Annotated in this window: 13 protein-coding genes; 10 read left to right on the forward strand and 3 right to left on the reverse strand. The window is 45.9% G+C overall.

The window, feature by feature from the left end; all coding sequences use genetic code 11:
• The first annotated feature begins 37 nt into the window (after positions 1 to 37).
• The 6 genes from ltaS1 (at position 38) to NSQ12_RS03975 (ending at position 7,010) form a co-directional block, all read left to right on the forward strand.
• Positions 38 to 1,957 (forward strand): lipoteichoic acid synthase LtaS1, encoded by a 1,920-nt coding sequence (ltaS1, locus tag NSQ12_RS03950; protein WP_198878967.1) that lies wholly within the window; start codon positions 38 to 40, stop codon positions 1,955 to 1,957.
• 235 nt (positions 1,958 to 2,192) lie between these two features.
• Entirely contained in the window at positions 2,193 to 2,957 is a 765-nt protein-coding gene (locus NSQ12_RS03955; RefSeq protein ID WP_014479136.1) for a glucose-1-phosphate cytidylyltransferase, read from the forward strand.
• A 6-nt stretch (positions 2,958 to 2,963) separates the two neighbouring features.
• Entirely contained in the window at positions 2,964 to 3,932 is a 969-nt protein-coding gene (locus NSQ12_RS03960; protein WP_003244102.1) for a GDP-mannose 4,6-dehydratase, read from the forward strand.
• A gap of 23 nt (positions 3,933 to 3,955) precedes the next feature.
• Positions 3,956 to 4,867: a putative nucleotide-diphospho-sugar transferase gene (locus NSQ12_RS03965; protein WP_038428585.1), complete on the forward strand. Its 912-nt coding sequence runs from the start codon at positions 3,956 to 3,958 to the stop codon at positions 4,865 to 4,867.
• Positions 4,868 to 4,895: 28 nt separating this feature from the next.
• Positions 4,896 to 6,074 carry a glycosyltransferase family 2 protein gene (locus tag NSQ12_RS03970; RefSeq protein ID WP_003233779.1) on the forward strand — a complete coding sequence of 393 codons (1,179 nt, stop codon included), beginning with the start codon at positions 4,896 to 4,898 and terminating at the stop codon, positions 6,072 to 6,074.
• Positions 6,075 to 7,010 (forward strand): putative nucleotide-diphospho-sugar transferase, encoded by a 936-nt coding sequence (locus tag NSQ12_RS03975; protein ID WP_015482937.1) that lies wholly within the window; start codon positions 6,075 to 6,077, stop codon positions 7,008 to 7,010. It begins immediately after the preceding gene.
• A gap of 29 nt (positions 7,011 to 7,039) precedes the next feature.
• Here the strand turns inward: NSQ12_RS03975 and NSQ12_RS03980 are convergent, their stop codons facing one another.
• The 3 genes from NSQ12_RS03980 to NSQ12_RS03990 form a co-directional block, all read right to left on the reverse strand.
• Positions 7,040 to 8,269, reverse strand: a complete 1,230-nt coding sequence (locus NSQ12_RS03980; protein ID WP_003243467.1) for an MFS transporter — start codon at positions 8,267 to 8,269, stop codon at positions 7,040 to 7,042.
• Between the two features lie 111 nt (positions 8,270 to 8,380).
• On the reverse strand, positions 8,381 to 9,088 hold the full coding sequence (locus NSQ12_RS03985; RefSeq protein WP_160243290.1) for a YjjG family noncanonical pyrimidine nucleotidase: 708 nt from the start codon (positions 9,086 to 9,088) through the stop codon (positions 8,381 to 8,383).
• Between the two features lie 92 nt (positions 9,089 to 9,180).
• Positions 9,181 to 10,566: an amino acid permease gene (locus tag NSQ12_RS03990; RefSeq protein ID WP_015715491.1), complete on the reverse strand. Its 1,386-nt coding sequence runs from the start codon at positions 10,564 to 10,566 to the stop codon at positions 9,181 to 9,183.
• A 249-nt stretch (positions 10,567 to 10,815) separates the two neighbouring features.
• Here NSQ12_RS03990 and yfmT point away from each other — a divergent pair, with 249 nt between their 5' ends.
• The 4 genes from yfmT (at position 10,816) to NSQ12_RS04010 (ending at position 15,739) form a co-directional block, all read left to right on the forward strand.
• The gene (gene yfmT, locus NSQ12_RS03995; protein ID WP_339175969.1) at positions 10,816 to 12,273 is read left to right on the forward strand and encodes a benzaldehyde dehydrogenase; all 1,458 of its coding nucleotides are present in this window, start codon (positions 10,816 to 10,818) and stop codon (positions 12,271 to 12,273) included.
• A gap of 13 nt (positions 12,274 to 12,286) precedes the next feature.
• The gene (locus NSQ12_RS04000; protein WP_003233767.1) at positions 12,287 to 13,147 is read left to right on the forward strand and encodes a methyl-accepting chemotaxis protein; all 861 of its coding nucleotides are present in this window, start codon (positions 12,287 to 12,289) and stop codon (positions 13,145 to 13,147) included.
• 133 nt (positions 13,148 to 13,280) lie between these two features.
• Positions 13,281 to 15,170 carry an ABC-F family ATP-binding cassette domain-containing protein gene (locus NSQ12_RS04005; RefSeq protein ID WP_160243286.1) on the forward strand — a complete coding sequence of 630 codons (1,890 nt, stop codon included), beginning with the start codon at positions 13,281 to 13,283 and terminating at the stop codon, positions 15,168 to 15,170.
• A 122-nt stretch (positions 15,171 to 15,292) separates the two neighbouring features.
• Positions 15,293 to 15,739, forward strand: a complete 447-nt coding sequence (locus NSQ12_RS04010; RefSeq protein ID WP_003243426.1) for a YfmQ family protein — start codon at positions 15,293 to 15,295, stop codon at positions 15,737 to 15,739.
• Positions 15,740 to 15,815: the final 76 nt, after the last annotated feature.

Below are 15,815 nucleotides of genomic sequence, written 5' to 3' on the forward strand. Positions count from 1 at the left end.
TGAAGAACTTAAAGTGTTTAAGAAAGTAGAGGTTGCCATGAAGAAACTTTTTTCTTACAAACTTAGCTTTTTTGTGCTGGCTGTTATACTGTTTTGGGCAAAAACGTATTTATCCTACAAGACTGAGTTTAATCTTGGGGTAAAAGGCACAACTCAGGAGATCCTCCTGATATTTAACCCATTCTCAAGCGCCGTCTTCTTTTTAGGACTGGCTTTGCTGGCGAAAGGGCGTAAATCAGCCATTATTATGCTGATTATCGATTTCTTGATGACATTTGTGTTATATGCAAATATTTTATTCTATCGTTTCTTTGACGATTTCTTGACGTTCCCGAACATTAAACAGTCCGGAAACGTTGGAAACATGGGAGACGGGATTTTCAGTATCATGGCCGGTCATGATATTTTCTATTTCTTAGATATTATCATTTTGATTGCGGTATTGATCTGGAGACCTGAATTAAAAGAATACAAAATGAAAAAACGCTTTGCGTCTTTAGTGATCCTTTCTGGGATCGCACTGTTTTTCATCAACCTGCACTATGCGGAAAAAGACCGTCCGCAGCTGCTAACAAGAACGTTTGACCGCAATTATATCGTGAAGTATTTAGGTCTTTACAACTACACCATTTATGACGGTGTGCAGACGGCTCAAACAGAAACGCAACGGGCCTATGCAAGCAGCGATGATTTAACAAGTGTCGAGAATTACACGACGTCTCATTATGCGAAACCGAACGCCGAGTACTTCGGCTCTGCCAAAGGCAAAAATATCATTAAAATCCACCTCGAAAGCTTCCAGTCATTCCTGATTGACTACAAGCTAAACGGTGAAGAGGTGACGCCTTTCGTAAATAAACTTGCGCACGGCGGGGAAGATGTGACGTATTTTGATAACTTCTTCCATCAGACAGGCCAGGGAAAAACATCTGATGCCGAGCTGACAATGGATAACTCGATCTTCGGTCTTCCTGAAGGCTCCGCGTTTGTGACGAAAGGCGAAAACACTTACCAGTCGCTTCCTGCGATTTTAGACCAGAAGGAAGGCTATACAAGCGCCGTCCTGCATGGTGATTACAAATCGTTCTGGAACCGTGACCAGATTTACAAACATATCGGATATGACAAGTTCTTCGACGCAAGCACGTATGATATGTCAGATGAAAATGTGATTAATATGGGGCTTAAGGATAAGCCGTTCTTTACAGAATCGATTCCAAAGCTTGAATCTCTTAAACAGCCATTTTATGCGCATTTGATTACATTGACAAACCATTATCCGTTTAACCTTGATGAAAAAGACGCGTCTCTTAAAAAAGCGACAACAGGCGATAACACAGTTGACAGCTACTTCCAGACAGCGCGTTACCTTGACGAAGCGCTTGAGCAATTCTTCAAGGAGCTGAAGGAAGCCGGCCTGTATGACAACTCAGTCATCATGATTTACGGTGACCATAACGGTATTTCTGAAAACCATAACCGAGCGATGAAAGAGATTCTTGGAAAAGAGATCACAGATTATCAAAACGCACAGAACCAGCGTGTGCCGCTGATGATCCGCGTTCCTGGCAAAAAAGGCGGAGTGAACCATACGTATGGCGGCGAAATTGACGTCATGCCGACACTTCTGCACTTAGAAGGAATTGATTCTCAGAAATATATCAACTTTGGTACTGATTTATTCTCTAAAGACCACGACGATACGGTGGCATTCAGAAACGGAGACTTCGTAACGCCGAAGTACACATCAGTCGACAATATCATTTACGATACGAAGACAGGTGAAAAACTGAAAGCGAATGAAGAAACGAAGAATCTGAAAACAAGAGTGAACCAGCAGCTGAGCCTTTCAGACAGTGTCCTGTACAAAGACTTGCTGAGGTTCCATAAACTAAATGATTTCAAAGCCGTTGATCCGTCAGACTATCATTACGGCAAGGAAAAAGAAATCAAATAAGATGAAAAAGAGCCTTGAGCGGGCGTATTGCCTTCGCTCAAGGCTCTTTTTTTGGTTATACAACCAACTTGAAAAAATAGATTCCATTTGGTCACCAAGGCTGGCTTTCTCTCATATCATTACAGTAGATTTTGAAACCGGATTGAAATCGGACAAATTATCGGGGAAATGCCTTGATAGATTGTGAAGATGTACCAGGTTTCGAACTCAATATTCATAGAGATGAGGGGTAGAGATGAAAGCAGTCATTCTCTGCGGCGGAAAAGGAACGAGAATGAGTGAAGTCACGAATGACATTCCTAAACCGCTCGCCATGATAGGCGGCAAACCGATTCTATGGCATATTATGAAAATTTATCAGTACTACGGAGTAAACGAGTTTATTCTGCTGTTGGGCTATAAAGGAGAAAAAATCAAGGAATACTTTCTTGACTATGAATGGAAGCACAACAGTCTGACACTCGACAGCTCTACGGGAGAGGTACAGATGCTGGGGCAGCCTGAAACGTGGAAAATTACGTTTTTGGAGACTGGGGAAGATACGCTGACAGCCGGAAGAATCTTGCAGGCGAAAGACTATATCGGTGATGAAACATTTCTGCTTACCTATGGGGACGGGCTGGCCAATATCAATCTTTTCCATCTCATCAGCTATCATCAGACAAAAGGTGCTGCCGCGACTGTCACCGGCATTGACAAAGTCTCGCAGTTTGGCACCTTGACGGTTGAGGACGGCATGGCGAAAACATTTTCTGAGAAGACATCAAGTGACGGAATCATCAACGGCGGATTCTTCGTTCTCAGTCCAAAGGTTTTCGATTATTTGCCGAAGGACGGAAACACGATGTTCGAAGATGAACCGCTGAAGAACCTTGCCAAAGACGGGGAGCTTGCTGTGTACCGCCATTACGGATTTTGGACGGCCATCGATACGTATAAAAATCTCTTAGAAGTCAACAAAATGTGGAATCAAGGACAACAAGTATGGAAGGTATGGTGAATCGATTTGAGTTTCTGGAAAAATAAAAACGTATTTGTCACGGGATGCACAGGTCTTTTAGGAAGCTATTTGGTGAAAGAGCTGATTGAACAGGGCGCAAACGTTACGGGGCTTGTCAGGGATCATGTGCCTCAATCCAATCTTTATCAGGGAGAACATATCAAGAAAATGAACATCGTGCGGGGCTCTCTTGAGGACTTGGCTGTGATTGAACGCGCGCTTGGCGAGTATGAGATCGACACAGTCTTTCATCTTGCTGCACAAGCGATTGTCGGCGTGGCAAACCGCAACCCGATTTCTACCTTTGAAGCGAATATCCTCGGCACCTGGAATATTCTCGAAGCCTGCCGCAAGCATCCGTTAATTAAGCGGGTCATTGTCGCTTCAAGTGATAAAGCTTACGGCGATCAAGAAAACCTTCCATACGATGAAAACATGCCGCTGCAAGGCAAGCACCCGTACGACGTCTCAAAAAGCTGCGCAGATCTGATCAGCCACACCTATTTTCACACGTACGGGCTTCCGGTCTGCATTACGCGCTGCGGAAACTTATACGGCGGCGGAGATTTGAACTTCAACCGCATCATTCCTCAGACGATTCAGCTTGTGCTGAACGGGGAAGCGCCGGAAATCCGAAGCGACGGCACCTTTGTACGGGACTACTTCTATATTGAAGACGCCGTTCAGGCTTATCTGCTTCTTGCAGAAAAAATGGAAGAAAACAATCTTGCCGGAGAGGCCTTTAACTTCAGCAATGAGATCCAGCTGACCGTACTTGAACTGGTAGAGAAAATATTAAAGAAAATGAACAGTAATCTGAAACCTAAGGTGCTGAATCAGGGAAGCAATGAAATCAAACATCAATATTTATCCGCGGAAAAAGCAAGAAAGCTGCTGAATTGGACACCGGCCTACACTATTGATGAGGGACTTGAAAAAACGATTGAGTGGTATACGGAATTCTTCAAAAAGTAATGTGAAACGAGGTGAACAAGACTGTGACCAGCGCGTATTGCACCGTTTTATCAAAAGGAAGATTATATCAGGCAGTCGCTTTGTTTAAGTCGTTAGAGCAAGTTGATCAAGACAGTCCCATTTTTATACTTTGCATGGATGAAGATACGCACCGCGTGTTACAGAAGCTGAAGATGAAGCAGCTGAACCTTGTGCCGGTGGCCGCTCTTGAAAATGAATTGCTATTGAAGCTGAAGGAAACTAGAGATCAAAGTGAGTATTGCTGGACGATGAAGCCGATCTTTCTGCAAGCTGTGCTGAACAGCAATCCTGAGCTGGAGCGCGTGACGTATATTGATGGGGACCTCTTTTTCTATGCAGATCCATCGCCGATTTTTGAAAACCAGCCGGACTGCTCGGTGCTGCTTTCACGGGGGGATATTGTAATCCCTTCTTTTGAGAAAGAGCAGATTGACATGCTGCAGCGTCTTTTAGGCAGATATAATTCCGGGTTTATCAGCTTCAAGCATGATGATGCAGGCACGGATTGCTTGGAGTGGTGGAAGGAACGCTGTCTTGAGGAATGCAAAAATGCACCGGGTGAAGGAAAATTCGGTGATCAGGGCTATTTGGATTATATGTCTGAGCTGTTTCCGAATGTGTGTGACATTACAACACCCGGCGTGAACATCGGCCATTGGAATTATGGGCAGCATACGTTTTCCTGGAAAGATGGCCGGATCGTGCTGGAGGATGGCAGTCCGCTGATCTTTTATCATTTCAGCGGATACCGAATCGTCAGCATCAATGAAATCAAACAGATTCATGAAACAACCCGCACAGATCTGCCGTTTGTGCATGAACTGTATCAAGAGACACTGCCGCATATCATTCAGCACATCAAAACGTTAGACCCTGAATTTAACGGTTTTGCTTCAAAAGATGACAACAAATAAATGAGTAAATACAGGAAGTGAAAATGAAGTGAAAGCAAGCGTTATTATTCCTGCATATAATTCGAAGGAGCGTCTTTACAACAGCCTTCTGTCATTAAACCAGCAGGAGTGCGATGAAGAATTCGAAGTCATTGTAGCGGACAATGGCTCTGAGGACGGGACGCTCTCGATGCTTGAGTCATTTCAAGCTGATTTTCCGCTGATCTTTACACGGATTAAAGAAAACAGGGGCATTGCGTACGGACGAAATCAGGCGCTTCGCAATGCCAGAGGAGACATCCTGATTTTCCATGACAGCGATATGCTTGCGGCAAAGGACCTTGTGGCAAAACATATTAAAGCCCATGAGAACGAAGAGAATCTCGTCGTGTGCGGGTTGTTTTGGAAACGGATCTACAGTTTTTACTATGAACGGTTTGAAGAAGAACATAAGGAACAGCTCGCAAAGCTCACAGGTGAAATGCCGAAGAAAGACAAACAAAAGCTGCTGGAGGAAGCGGACATCAAAAACGGAAGCTTTCTTGATAAAAGCTTTGACCTCGATACCGACTTTATAGACGTGCTCAAGAAGATTTTAGATGAGTACGGCGATGACTTGAAAGGCTATCATATGCCATGGCGCTTTTTTATCACGAATAATTCCTCTGTGAAACGCAAGCATGTGGTTGACCTCGGTTTATTTGACGAAGGCATTGTGCGGTACGGGTTTGAGGATTATGACCTCGGGATCAGGCTTCATCAGGCCGGATTGACCTTCAGGCTTCGCCGCGATATTGTCAGTGTTCATCAGGAACATCCAAGCAATTGTAAGTCTGTAGACGATATTCGGGCAAACATTGCCTATATGTGCGATAAATACAACAATATCCGCTCCTTAGACGTTCATCTCGCTTTTAATGGTCCGTTCCCGCCTGATATGACGAACAGAATCATGGCTGATATTCAAAAGCTGCTGGAATCACAGAAATATGATATGCTGCTGAATCTGTTTCTTGAGCTTCTGCATGTTGTTAAAGAGCGCAACATTGATCCGGATTGGCGAAAGAAATCCCCAAGGGTGACGGCGAAAAGCTTTGATTTACAAACTGTCCGCAAGCTTCTGCCTAAGGCGAAGAAAAAGCTAGGCGTGAACGATTTTGCCAACGCACTGTATGCGCTTGTCAACGATTTGCTGCACGTGGATCTTAGATCATTGGATGTGGTATAAGTGAGTACATTTCATTTTTCAACGATAGTGTCAAGGACACATATCTTTAAGCTCATGCCTATGATTCATTCTCTCCATGAGCATTGCGATGATTTTCATTTATATGTGCTGTGTGTCGACCAGAAAGCGTATGAATTGCTTCAGCACGTGCCATGGGAGCATGTAACCTTTGTGCAGCTGCATGAAATGGAAGACCCGGAGCTGCTGAAAGCGAAAAGCAACAGAACGTTTCATGAATATTGCTGGACGTTAAAGCCCGCCTTTTTGTTTCATGTGATGAGCAAGTGGGATGACGCTGAATACTTTGCCCATATGGATACGGATCTATTTTTCTTTTCTGATCCGGCACGTATTTTTGCAGAAAACCCAACGGCGTCTCTGTATTTGACTGATCATCGTAATTCGCCGCGCTTCATGTCCTACTACGACCGAACCGGACGCTTTAATACAGGCTTTGTCGGTGCCGGTAATACAAAGGAAGCATATGAAGCGGTGTGGCAGTGGAGACAGGACTGTATTGAATTTTGCACGGTCGAAATGGATACGGAACGAAAGACATATGGTGATCAAAGATATGTGGAGAAATGGCCGGCGCAGTTTAAAGGTGTTCATGTTGTCAAATCAATAGGAGCCAATACAGCGCTTTGGAATATCGAAAACTATAAGGTCGGGCAAAAGGACGGCCGCGTGTATATAGATGAAACGCCGCTGATTTTCTATCATTTCTCTGGGTTTACGCTGGTGACAGAAAAAGAGTTTAATCTTTGCTGGTACTACCGGATTGAAGACGAAGCGACAATTGAGATGATTTATATGCCCTATATATTAAATCTGAAAAGATGGATTGATGAAATACAGTCGGCGTTTCCGGACTTTGCGGATGGCTTTATCCCGAAGCACGCAGTGCCTGACACTCATTTTATCCAGCTGGATTAAAAAACCCCTGCCGCCTGGCAGGGGTTTTTTCAGCTATGCCATTCTCTCAGCTTCTGGTCACTCGGCAATAGGAAGGCAAGGATGCCGAGAACAGGGAGAAAGGCAATGGCGATCATCGTCGGGGTCAGTCCCGCGGCGTCAATCAGAGCGCCCAGCGCCACAGCGCCGATTGCGCCCATCCCGAAGGCAAGCCCGACGGTTAAACCGGACATTGTGCCGATTTTTCCAGGAACTAGCTCCTGTGCGTAGACGACCGTTACAGAAAAGCTCGACATCAGAACCAAGCCAATCAATGCGAGCACGCCGTAGGCAAGAACCGGGCCGGCAAATGGCAGCACAATCGCCAGCGGCGCCGAGCATAACAGCGAACCGAGGATAACGAAGCGTTTTCCAAAACGGTCTGCAAGCGGGCCGCCGAGAAACGTGCCGATCGCGCCGAACAGCAAGAAGACAAAAATATAGCTTTGTGCCTGCTGAATGCTTACGTGATAGGTATCCATCGCGTAAAACGTGTAAAAGTTACCGATCGCACTTGTATACCAAGAACGAGCAAAAATGAGAAATATAATAATAATAAGAGCAGATACAACAGATTTGGTGATGGCCGTGTTTTCAGCCGTTTTCTTTTGTTTGCCTGATTTCTGGGCAAGGCTGCCGAGACGTGAGGCGTACCATTTCGCGATATACATGAGAAACATAACAGCAAGCGCGGCGACAAGCGTGAACCAAACAGCGCCGAATTGCCCGAGCGGCACAAGAATCAGCGCGGTGATCAGCGGCGCCATCGCCTGGCCTGAGTTTCCGCCCACCTGATAAATCGACTGGGCGAGCCCGCGTTTTGTGCCGGCGGCCATATACGCCACACGGGAGCCCTCCGGATGGAAAATGGCCGAGCCTAATCCAATGAAAAACACACAGCATAAGATCGTTATGAATGACGGGGCAAATGCAAGGCCCAAAATGCCAAGCATGCTGGCGGTCAAACCGACTGGCAGCGCATACGGCCGCGGCCGTTTATCGGTATACCAGCCGACAACAGGCTGCATGACGGATGACACCATGTTTAATGTGAAAGCAATGATGCCGAGCTGTGTAAACGTCAGGCTCATGGAGCGTTCCAAAATAGGGAACATGGCCGGAATCACAGCCTGAAGCGAATCGTTGAGCATATGGCAAATTCCGATAATAATCAAAATCGGATACACCGTGGTGCCTGGTTTTTGAACTGTTTTTTCTTTTAACGGGGCGGCGATAGCCAATTGAGTCTCCTCCTTACATATATAACCAAAGCATACCACCATATTATTCATAAGGTGAAGAATTTATCAAGAGGAAAAAAGATTCTTATGAAAGAAATACCGTCAGCCTGATTAGCAGCTGACGGTATTTTCGATATTCAAAATGTGATATAGCTCTTCAAGCTTACGAATCTCATAGGTTGGTATGATCTCTGGCACATTCGGCTTCATGTCAGGGTTCATCCAGCACGTATCAAGCCCGGCAAGCTGTCCGCCTTTGATATCAGCAGTTAGTGAATCCCCGATGATTAATGTGTGCTCTGCTGAAAATTGAGGAATCCGTTCAAACACGTAATCGAAATATTCCTTCATCGGCTTTTGGAAGCCTGTGTCTTCAGAAACGAAAATGTCTTTGAAGAATGGAAATAATCCTGAATCATGGAGACGCTTATATTGTGTGTGAGACACGCCGTTTGTCACGATGTACAAATCAAACTGTTGCTGCAGATTTGAGATGAGATCAAATGCACCGTCAATAAGCTGATGTCCTTCTTCAAGAAAGCGGCGGTATTTTTGCTCAAGCAAAGCGCCGTCCGCTTCGTAACCGTACTCCTTGAGCAAAGCGGAGAAACGTGTGTTTACGACTTCTTCCCGTGTCATCTTACCTTCTTCAAAGGCTCTCCAGAGACCTTGATTGATGGTTTTATACTGCTCCTTCATGTCATTTGTTAAAGGAATGTTCTGATCTTCAAACAGCAAACGCAGGGCTAAAGCTTCTGCCGCTTGAAAATCAAGGATGGTATCATCTACATCAAATAATAAAGGGCGGTATCGTTTCATCTGTGTGTCTCCCTTTCCTCATATGTATTCAAAGTATAGCACATAAAAAAAGGAAAAAGCCGGCGGGTGAGGCACCGCCGGCTAAAAAGAGATTATTTGTTTAATAAGCTGTGTTTTCTCGAATATAGGAAGTAAACCAGCGTTCCGACAGCGATCCAGATGACAAATGAAAGCCATGTGACGCCGGGAAGGCTGTACATGAACCAAAGGCAGATGCCTGCGCTGATAATTGGCACAACCGGAACGAACGGCACTCTGAAGGACGCCTTGATTTCAGGATGTTTTTTTCTTAGCACAATGACAGCAACGGAAATGACCGTAAACGCGGCAAGTGTTCCCATGTTCACCAGATGGGCCAGCGTTCCGAGGTTAATAAAGCCGGCGATTCCCGCTGCAACGATTCCTGTCAGCCATGTGTTGCGGAACGGGGTTTTAAATGACGGATGAACCTTTGCGAACAATCCAGGCAGAAGGCCGTCTCTGCTCATGGCAAATGTCAAACGAACCTGAGCGTACAGCAAAGCGAGCATCACCGTCGTAATCCCGATAATCGCACCGACAGAAATAATTCCGGCAACAGCGTCCTGTCCGACGAATTTCAGCGCAAAGGATACAGGATCTCCGACATTCAATTTGGCATAAGGCATCATGCCTGTCAGCACAAGCGATACCGCGATGTACAGAACCGTGCAGACGGCTAGAGCTGAAATAATGCCGACGGGCATGTTTTTTTGCGGATTTTTCACTTCCTCAGAAGCGTTAGAAACCGCGTCAAACCCAAGGTACGCGAAGAATACAGTGGCAGCGCTAAGAATGACGCCTTTCATCCCGAATGGCATAAAAGGAGACCAGTTGTCCGGTTTTACATAGCCGATGCCGACAATAATGAACAATAAAATGATCGCGATTTTCATCAGTACGATGACGTTGTTAAAGCGTGTGCTTTCCTTGACGCCTCTGCTGACAATCGCGGTGATGAGGAGAATGATCACCGCAGCCGGAAGATTAAATACGGCGCCCGCCGTGCTTCCCGGCGCTCCTGTCAGTGCAGCCGGAATATGAAGATTGAAGCCGGCAAGCAGTGATTGAAAGTATGAAGACCAGCCGGTGGCAACCGCCGACAGTGCAATGACATATTCAAGCATGAGATCCCATCCGATCAAAAAGGCGAGCAGCTCTCCAAGTGTCACGTATGAGTATGAGTACACGCTTCCCGAAATCGGAATGGAAGACGAAAACTCAGCATAACAGAAAGCAGCCAGCGCACAGGCGAGCCCCGCTAAAATAAACGATATGATGAGGGCGGGACCTGCACCGGTCGCTGCCACTGTTCCTGTAATGACAAAAATCCCTGTACCGATGACACAACCGATACCGAGCAAGGTTAAATCAAATGCGCTTAACGTACGGGCAAGGCTTTTTGACTTGCTCTGCGCACTCAATGTTTCAAGCGGTTTTTTTCTAAATAATGAACTCATCAAAAGTTCCTCCTGTAAATATTCAAAATATTCTAATCATTATATACAGTTCTTGTTGTATTATATTGTCGAAATTTGACGCAGTCAATAAAATATTTTTCTGCTTTAAATGATAGAAGCGAAACAGCGTTGTCGTATCATAGGATAGTAATTTTTACTAATCGTATATTCAATTTTATGCAAGATGAACCGATAGAAAAAATAGATTCGCCCATATTTTGATTTGCGGTTATAAAGGAGATGCTGACCATGTTTCAATATGAAGAGTTGAATAAACAGTTTATCGGCGGGAAATGGCAGGAGGGCAGCAGCCCAAATATATTGGAAAACAAAAATCCTTATACTCAAAAAACATTCACAACATTCCGTAAAGCGACTGCTGACGATGTAGATGAAGCGTATCGGGCAGCGGCGCTGGCAAAGAAAAAATGGGATGCGGTCAACCTGTTTGAGAAAAGAACCATTTTAGAAAAAGCCGTCACGTATATTGAAGAAAATGAAGAATCCATTATTTATTTGATTATGGAGGAGCTAGGCGGTACAAGGCTCAAAGCGGCTTTTGAAATCGGACTTGTCAAAAACATCATGAAAGAAGCGGCAACGTTCCCAATTCGCATGGAGGGGAAAATTCTTCCGTCCACAATAGATGGCAAGGAAAACAGATTATATCGTGTGCCGGCAGGCGTTGTCGGTGTCATCAGTCCGTTTAACTTCCCATTCTTTTTATCTATGAAATCAGTGGCGCCTGCACTCGGAGCCGGCAATGGCGTTGTGCTAAAGCCGCATGAGGAAACGCCGATTTGCGGCGGAACGCTGATTGCGAAAATTTTTGAGAACGCGGGAATTCCAGCGGGGCTGCTGAATGTTGTTGTCACAGACATTGCTGAAATCGGCGACAGCTTCGTTGAGCATCCAGTGCCGCGGATCATCTCATTTACCGGTTCTACGAAAGTCGGCAGCTACATCGGACAGCTTGCGATGAAGCATTTTAAAAAGCCGCTTCTTGAGCTTGGCGGGAACAGCGCCTTCATCGTACTTGAGGATGCAGATATAGAATATGCGGTCAATGCGGCGGTGTTCAGCCGATTTACACATCAAGGACAGATTTGCATGTCAGCCAACCGCGTGCTTGTTCATTCTTCTATTTATGACAAGTTCCTTGAGCTGTACCAGGCAAAAGTGGAATCGCTGAAAGTCGGCGACCCAATGGATCCTGATACGATTATCGGGCCATTAATCAACAGCAGACAGACGGACGGGCTGATGAAGACTGTTGAGCAAGCAATTGAAGAAGGCGCTGTACCAGTGAAGCTTGGCGGATTTAACGGGACGATCGTGGAACCGACGATCTTAAAAGACGTCAAACCGTTCATGAGCATTGCCAAGGAAGAGCTGTTCGGACCAGTCGTCTCCTTTATGAAGTTTGATTCAGAAGACGAAGCGGTGGATATCGCAAACGAAACCCCGTTTGGCTTGAGCGGTGCCGTACATACGTCAAATCTTGAGCGCGGCGTGGCTTTTGCGAAACGCATTGAAACGGGCATGATTCACGTCAATGACACGACCATCAATGATGAACCGAATGTAGCCTTCGGCGGTGAAAAGCAATCAGGCCTCGGCCGTTTAAACGGTGAGTGGAGCCTCGAAGAATTTACAACGCTGAAATGGATCTCGGTCCAGCACGAAAAACGCAGCTTCCCTTATTAATGAAAAGGAGTGAATGGAATTGACCATAAATACGGAAAAAGAAACCGCAGATATTCTGGACGCATTTATCAAAGTAGCCCCTTATTTAAACAGCCTGGTTCAGGATGATATTACAATCGGCATTTATGATACGGAAAAACTGCTCGTGAATATACCGGCCAAAACCTTTTCGCTGAACGTAAAAGCCGGCGATCCGCTGCAGGAAGGGGATATCATCACAGATGCCATCCGAAGCAATCAGAAGAAGACGAGCATGGTTCCGAAAGAATTGTTCGGCTTCCCATTGATCGCGCGTGCCATCCCGCTGCACGACGAGAATGGAAGAGTCATTGGAGGCGTCGGCCTCGGAACGAGCCTTGAGGAGTCGTCGAAGCTGCATGATGTGGCGGAAAGCTTATCAGCTGTCGTTGAACAAACAGCCGCGGCTATTTCCGACATTTCTGAATCAATTAACGGGTTTTCAACTCAAATGTCGGGCATTTCCTCTCAGGCGAAAAAAGTAAGCGAAAGCGCCGGTGAAATCGCCGATATTTCAGTAACTGTTAAAGGCATCTCTGACCAAAGCAATCTGCTCGGCTTGAACGCCGCGATCGAAGCGGCAAGAGCAGGGGAGTCCGGTAAAGGCTTCTCTGTCGTCGCAGATGAGATCAGAAAGCTAGCAACGCATTCAAAAGAAAATGTCGGCCAAATTGACCAGATTACGAAAAAAATCCACAGCCTGCTGAAAGGGCTCGAGGAATCCATTGAGTCGATTAACCAGCATACAGACGGACAAGCCGCTGCTGTTGAACAAATTTCCGCCACAATGCAGGAGATTTCAGGAAGCGCGCAGCATCTTGCAAAAATGGCCGAAAAAGCGCTTGAGGAAGAGTAAGAGACCGGGGACAAATGTCCCCGGTCTTTTTCTATCCTGCATTTCCGTGAAATTTGTCTGACGTTTTACTAGTTTTATTCCAGCGGCTGATTTAAAATGTACACATGAACTTACGTGAGGATTGATAGGAACCATGAGCATATTAAAAGCGGAAAATCTTTATAAAACATACGGAGATAAAACATTATTTGACCATATCTCCTTTCATATTGAAGAGAATGAGAGAATCGGATTAATCGGGCCGAACGGAACAGGAAAATCAACGCTGCTGAAAGTGATTGCCGGCTTGGAATTTATCGAAGAAGGAGAAATTACGAAATCCGGAAGCGTGCAGGTCGAATTTCTTCATCAAGACCCGGAGCTGCCTGCGGGGCAAACAGTGCTGGAGCATATCTATTCCGGTGAATCGGCTGTGATGAAAACCTTGCGTGAATATGAAAAAGCGCTGTATGAACTGGGGAAAGATCCCGAAAATGAACAGCGCCAGAAACACCTGCTGGCAGCACAAGCGAAAATGGACGCAAACAATGCATGGGATGCAAACACCTTGGCAAAAACCGTATTGTCTAAGCTGGGCGTCAACGACGTAACAAAACCGGTCAATGAGCTCTCAGGCGGCCAGAAAAAACGGGTGGCCATTGCCAAAAACTTAATTCAGCCCGCTGATTTGCTCATTTTGGACGAGCCGACAAACCATTTGGATAATGAAACGATTGAGTGGCTTGAAGGGTATTTAAGCCAATATCCCGGCGCCGTCATGCTGGTGACGCACGATAGATATTTCTTAAACCGTGTCACTAACCGCATTTATGAGCTTGAAAGAGGCAGCCTCTACACGTACAAAGGCAACTATGAAGTGTTTTTAGAAAAACGCGCGGAACGGGAAGCGCAGGCTGAGCAAAAGGAAACGAAGCGGCAAAACCTGCTGCGCCGCGAACTGGCTTGGCTCAGACGAGGAGCGAAAGCCCGCTCCACAAAACAAAAAGCGAGAATTGACCGGGTAGAGTCGCTTAAAGAGCAGAAAGGCCCTCAGTCATCAGGTTCACTCGATTTTGTCATTGGCTCGCACCGTCTCGGAAAACAAGTTATTGAAGCGGAGAACGTCATGATCGCTTATGACGGCCGCATGCTCGTCGACCGTTTTAATGAACTTGTCATACCAGGTGAACGGATCGGGATCATCGGGCCAAACGGCATCGGGAAAACAACGCTGTTAAATGCCCTTGCCGGCCGTCATACACCGGACGGAGGCGATATTACGATCGGACAGACGGTCAGAATCGGCTACTATACTCAGGATCATAGTGAAATGAACGGTGAGTTAAAGGTCATTGACTATATAAAAGAAACGGCGGAGGTCGTAAAAACGGCAGATGGCGATATGATTACAGCTGAACAAATGCTCGAGCGTTTCCTCTTCCCGCGTTCGATGCAGCAGACGTATATCCGCAAGCTGTCCGGCGGGGAAAAACGCCGTTTATACTTGCTTCAGGTTCTCATGCAGGAGCCGAATGTCCTGTTTCTCGATGAGCCGACGAATGATTTGGATACTGAAACATTAAGCGTTCTTGAGGATTATATTGACCAGTTCCCTGGCGTCGTCATCACCGTATCCCATGACCGCTATTTCCTTGACCGCGTCGTCGACCGTTTGATTGTATTTGAAGGAAATGGCGTCATTTCCCGCTTTCAAGGCTCCTACAGCGACTATATGGAGGAGTCAAAAGCGAAAAAAGCGGCCCCAAAACCGGCAGCTGAGGAAAAAACGGCTGAAGCCGAGCCGAAGAAAAAACGGAAAAAGCTTTCTTACAAAGACCAGCTGGAATGGGACGGCATCGAAGATAAAATTGCCCAGCTGGAAGAAAAGCATGAACAGCTCGAAGCTGACATCGCCGCAGCAGGCAGTGATTTTGGCAAAATCCAAGAGCTGATGGCCGAGCAGGCGAAAACTGCGGAAGAGCTTGAGGCTGCTATGGACCGCTGGACAGAATTGTCCCTCATGATTGAAGAACTGGAAAGCTAAAAAGCGTGGCCGCAGCAGGCCGCGCTTTTTTTCACATAATGGACAAAAACGAACCGGCCTGCTTATGTTAGGATAAAATTGTGTGTCAGCGGCACATGGAAAACTAACGGAGATGATGAAGTATGACATGGGCAATCGTGATGTTAATTCTCATGAGTCTGGTGAAAATCGTATTAACCTGTCTTCCTACAGGCGTCATAGAATGGCTGCTCGGCAAATTTGAAGTGCACGCCAAGCTGAGTGACGAAAATGCGAGTCTCTCTCTAGATGGAAAACGCCTCGAGGGTGCAGAGAAGCAGAAAGTGATTGATCAATTTAACGAAGCTATCTTCCTGGAAAAATATTATATCTATCCAGGTGATGAAGAGCGTTATTTACATCCGGAAAACGGCGGCACGCCGCTGGTGATAGATACAAAAAAAGGAAAAAAAGACGTGAAGCTGTTCGTGTACCGCTACGACGACCATATCGACGTCGTGAAACAGTACAAGAAGAAAGTGATCGCGTATCGAGTGCTTTCTGAAAGCCTTCAAAAAGAGTCTCTGTCAGTGGCGGGAAGTTTAGCTTAAACAGGAAAGTGAAAGACGGGTGCTTTATGCTGCTCGTCTTTTTTATTGTTTTTTAAAACTTAACGTTTACGTTAAG

The organism is Bacillus sp. PS95, from assembly GCF_037963565.1.
Lineage (GTDB): Bacteria > Bacillota > Bacilli > Bacillales > Bacillaceae > Bacillus > Bacillus subtilis.

What these genes read in the sequence shown, in the direction of transcription:
- NSQ12_RS04005 (WP_160243286.1), top strand. Translation starts at nt 13,281, where the DNA reads ATGAGCATATTAAAAGCGGAAAATCTTTATAAAACATACGGAGATAAA.
- NSQ12_RS03985 (WP_160243290.1), bottom strand. Translation starts at nt 9,088, where the DNA reads ATGAAACGATACCGCCCTTTATTATTTGATGTAGATGATACCATCCTT.
- NSQ12_RS04010 (WP_003243426.1), top strand. Translation starts at nt 15,293, where the DNA reads ATGACATGGGCAATCGTGATGTTAATTCTCATGAGTCTGGTGAAAATC.
- NSQ12_RS03955 (WP_014479136.1), top strand. Translation starts at nt 2,193, where the DNA reads ATGAAAGCAGTCATTCTCTGCGGCGGAAAAGGAACGAGAATGAGTGAA.
- NSQ12_RS04000 (WP_003233767.1), top strand. Translation starts at nt 12,287, where the DNA reads ATGGAATTGACCATAAATACGGAAAAAGAAACCGCAGATATTCTGGAC.
- yfmT (WP_339175969.1), top strand. Translation starts at nt 10,816, where the DNA reads ATGTTTCAATATGAAGAGTTGAATAAACAGTTTATCGGCGGGAAATGG.
- ltaS1 (WP_198878967.1), top strand. Translation starts at nt 38, where the DNA reads ATGAAGAAACTTTTTTCTTACAAACTTAGCTTTTTTGTGCTGGCTGTT.
- NSQ12_RS03990 (WP_015715491.1), bottom strand. Translation starts at nt 10,566, where the DNA reads ATGAGTTCATTATTTAGAAAAAAACCGCTTGAAACATTGAGTGCGCAG.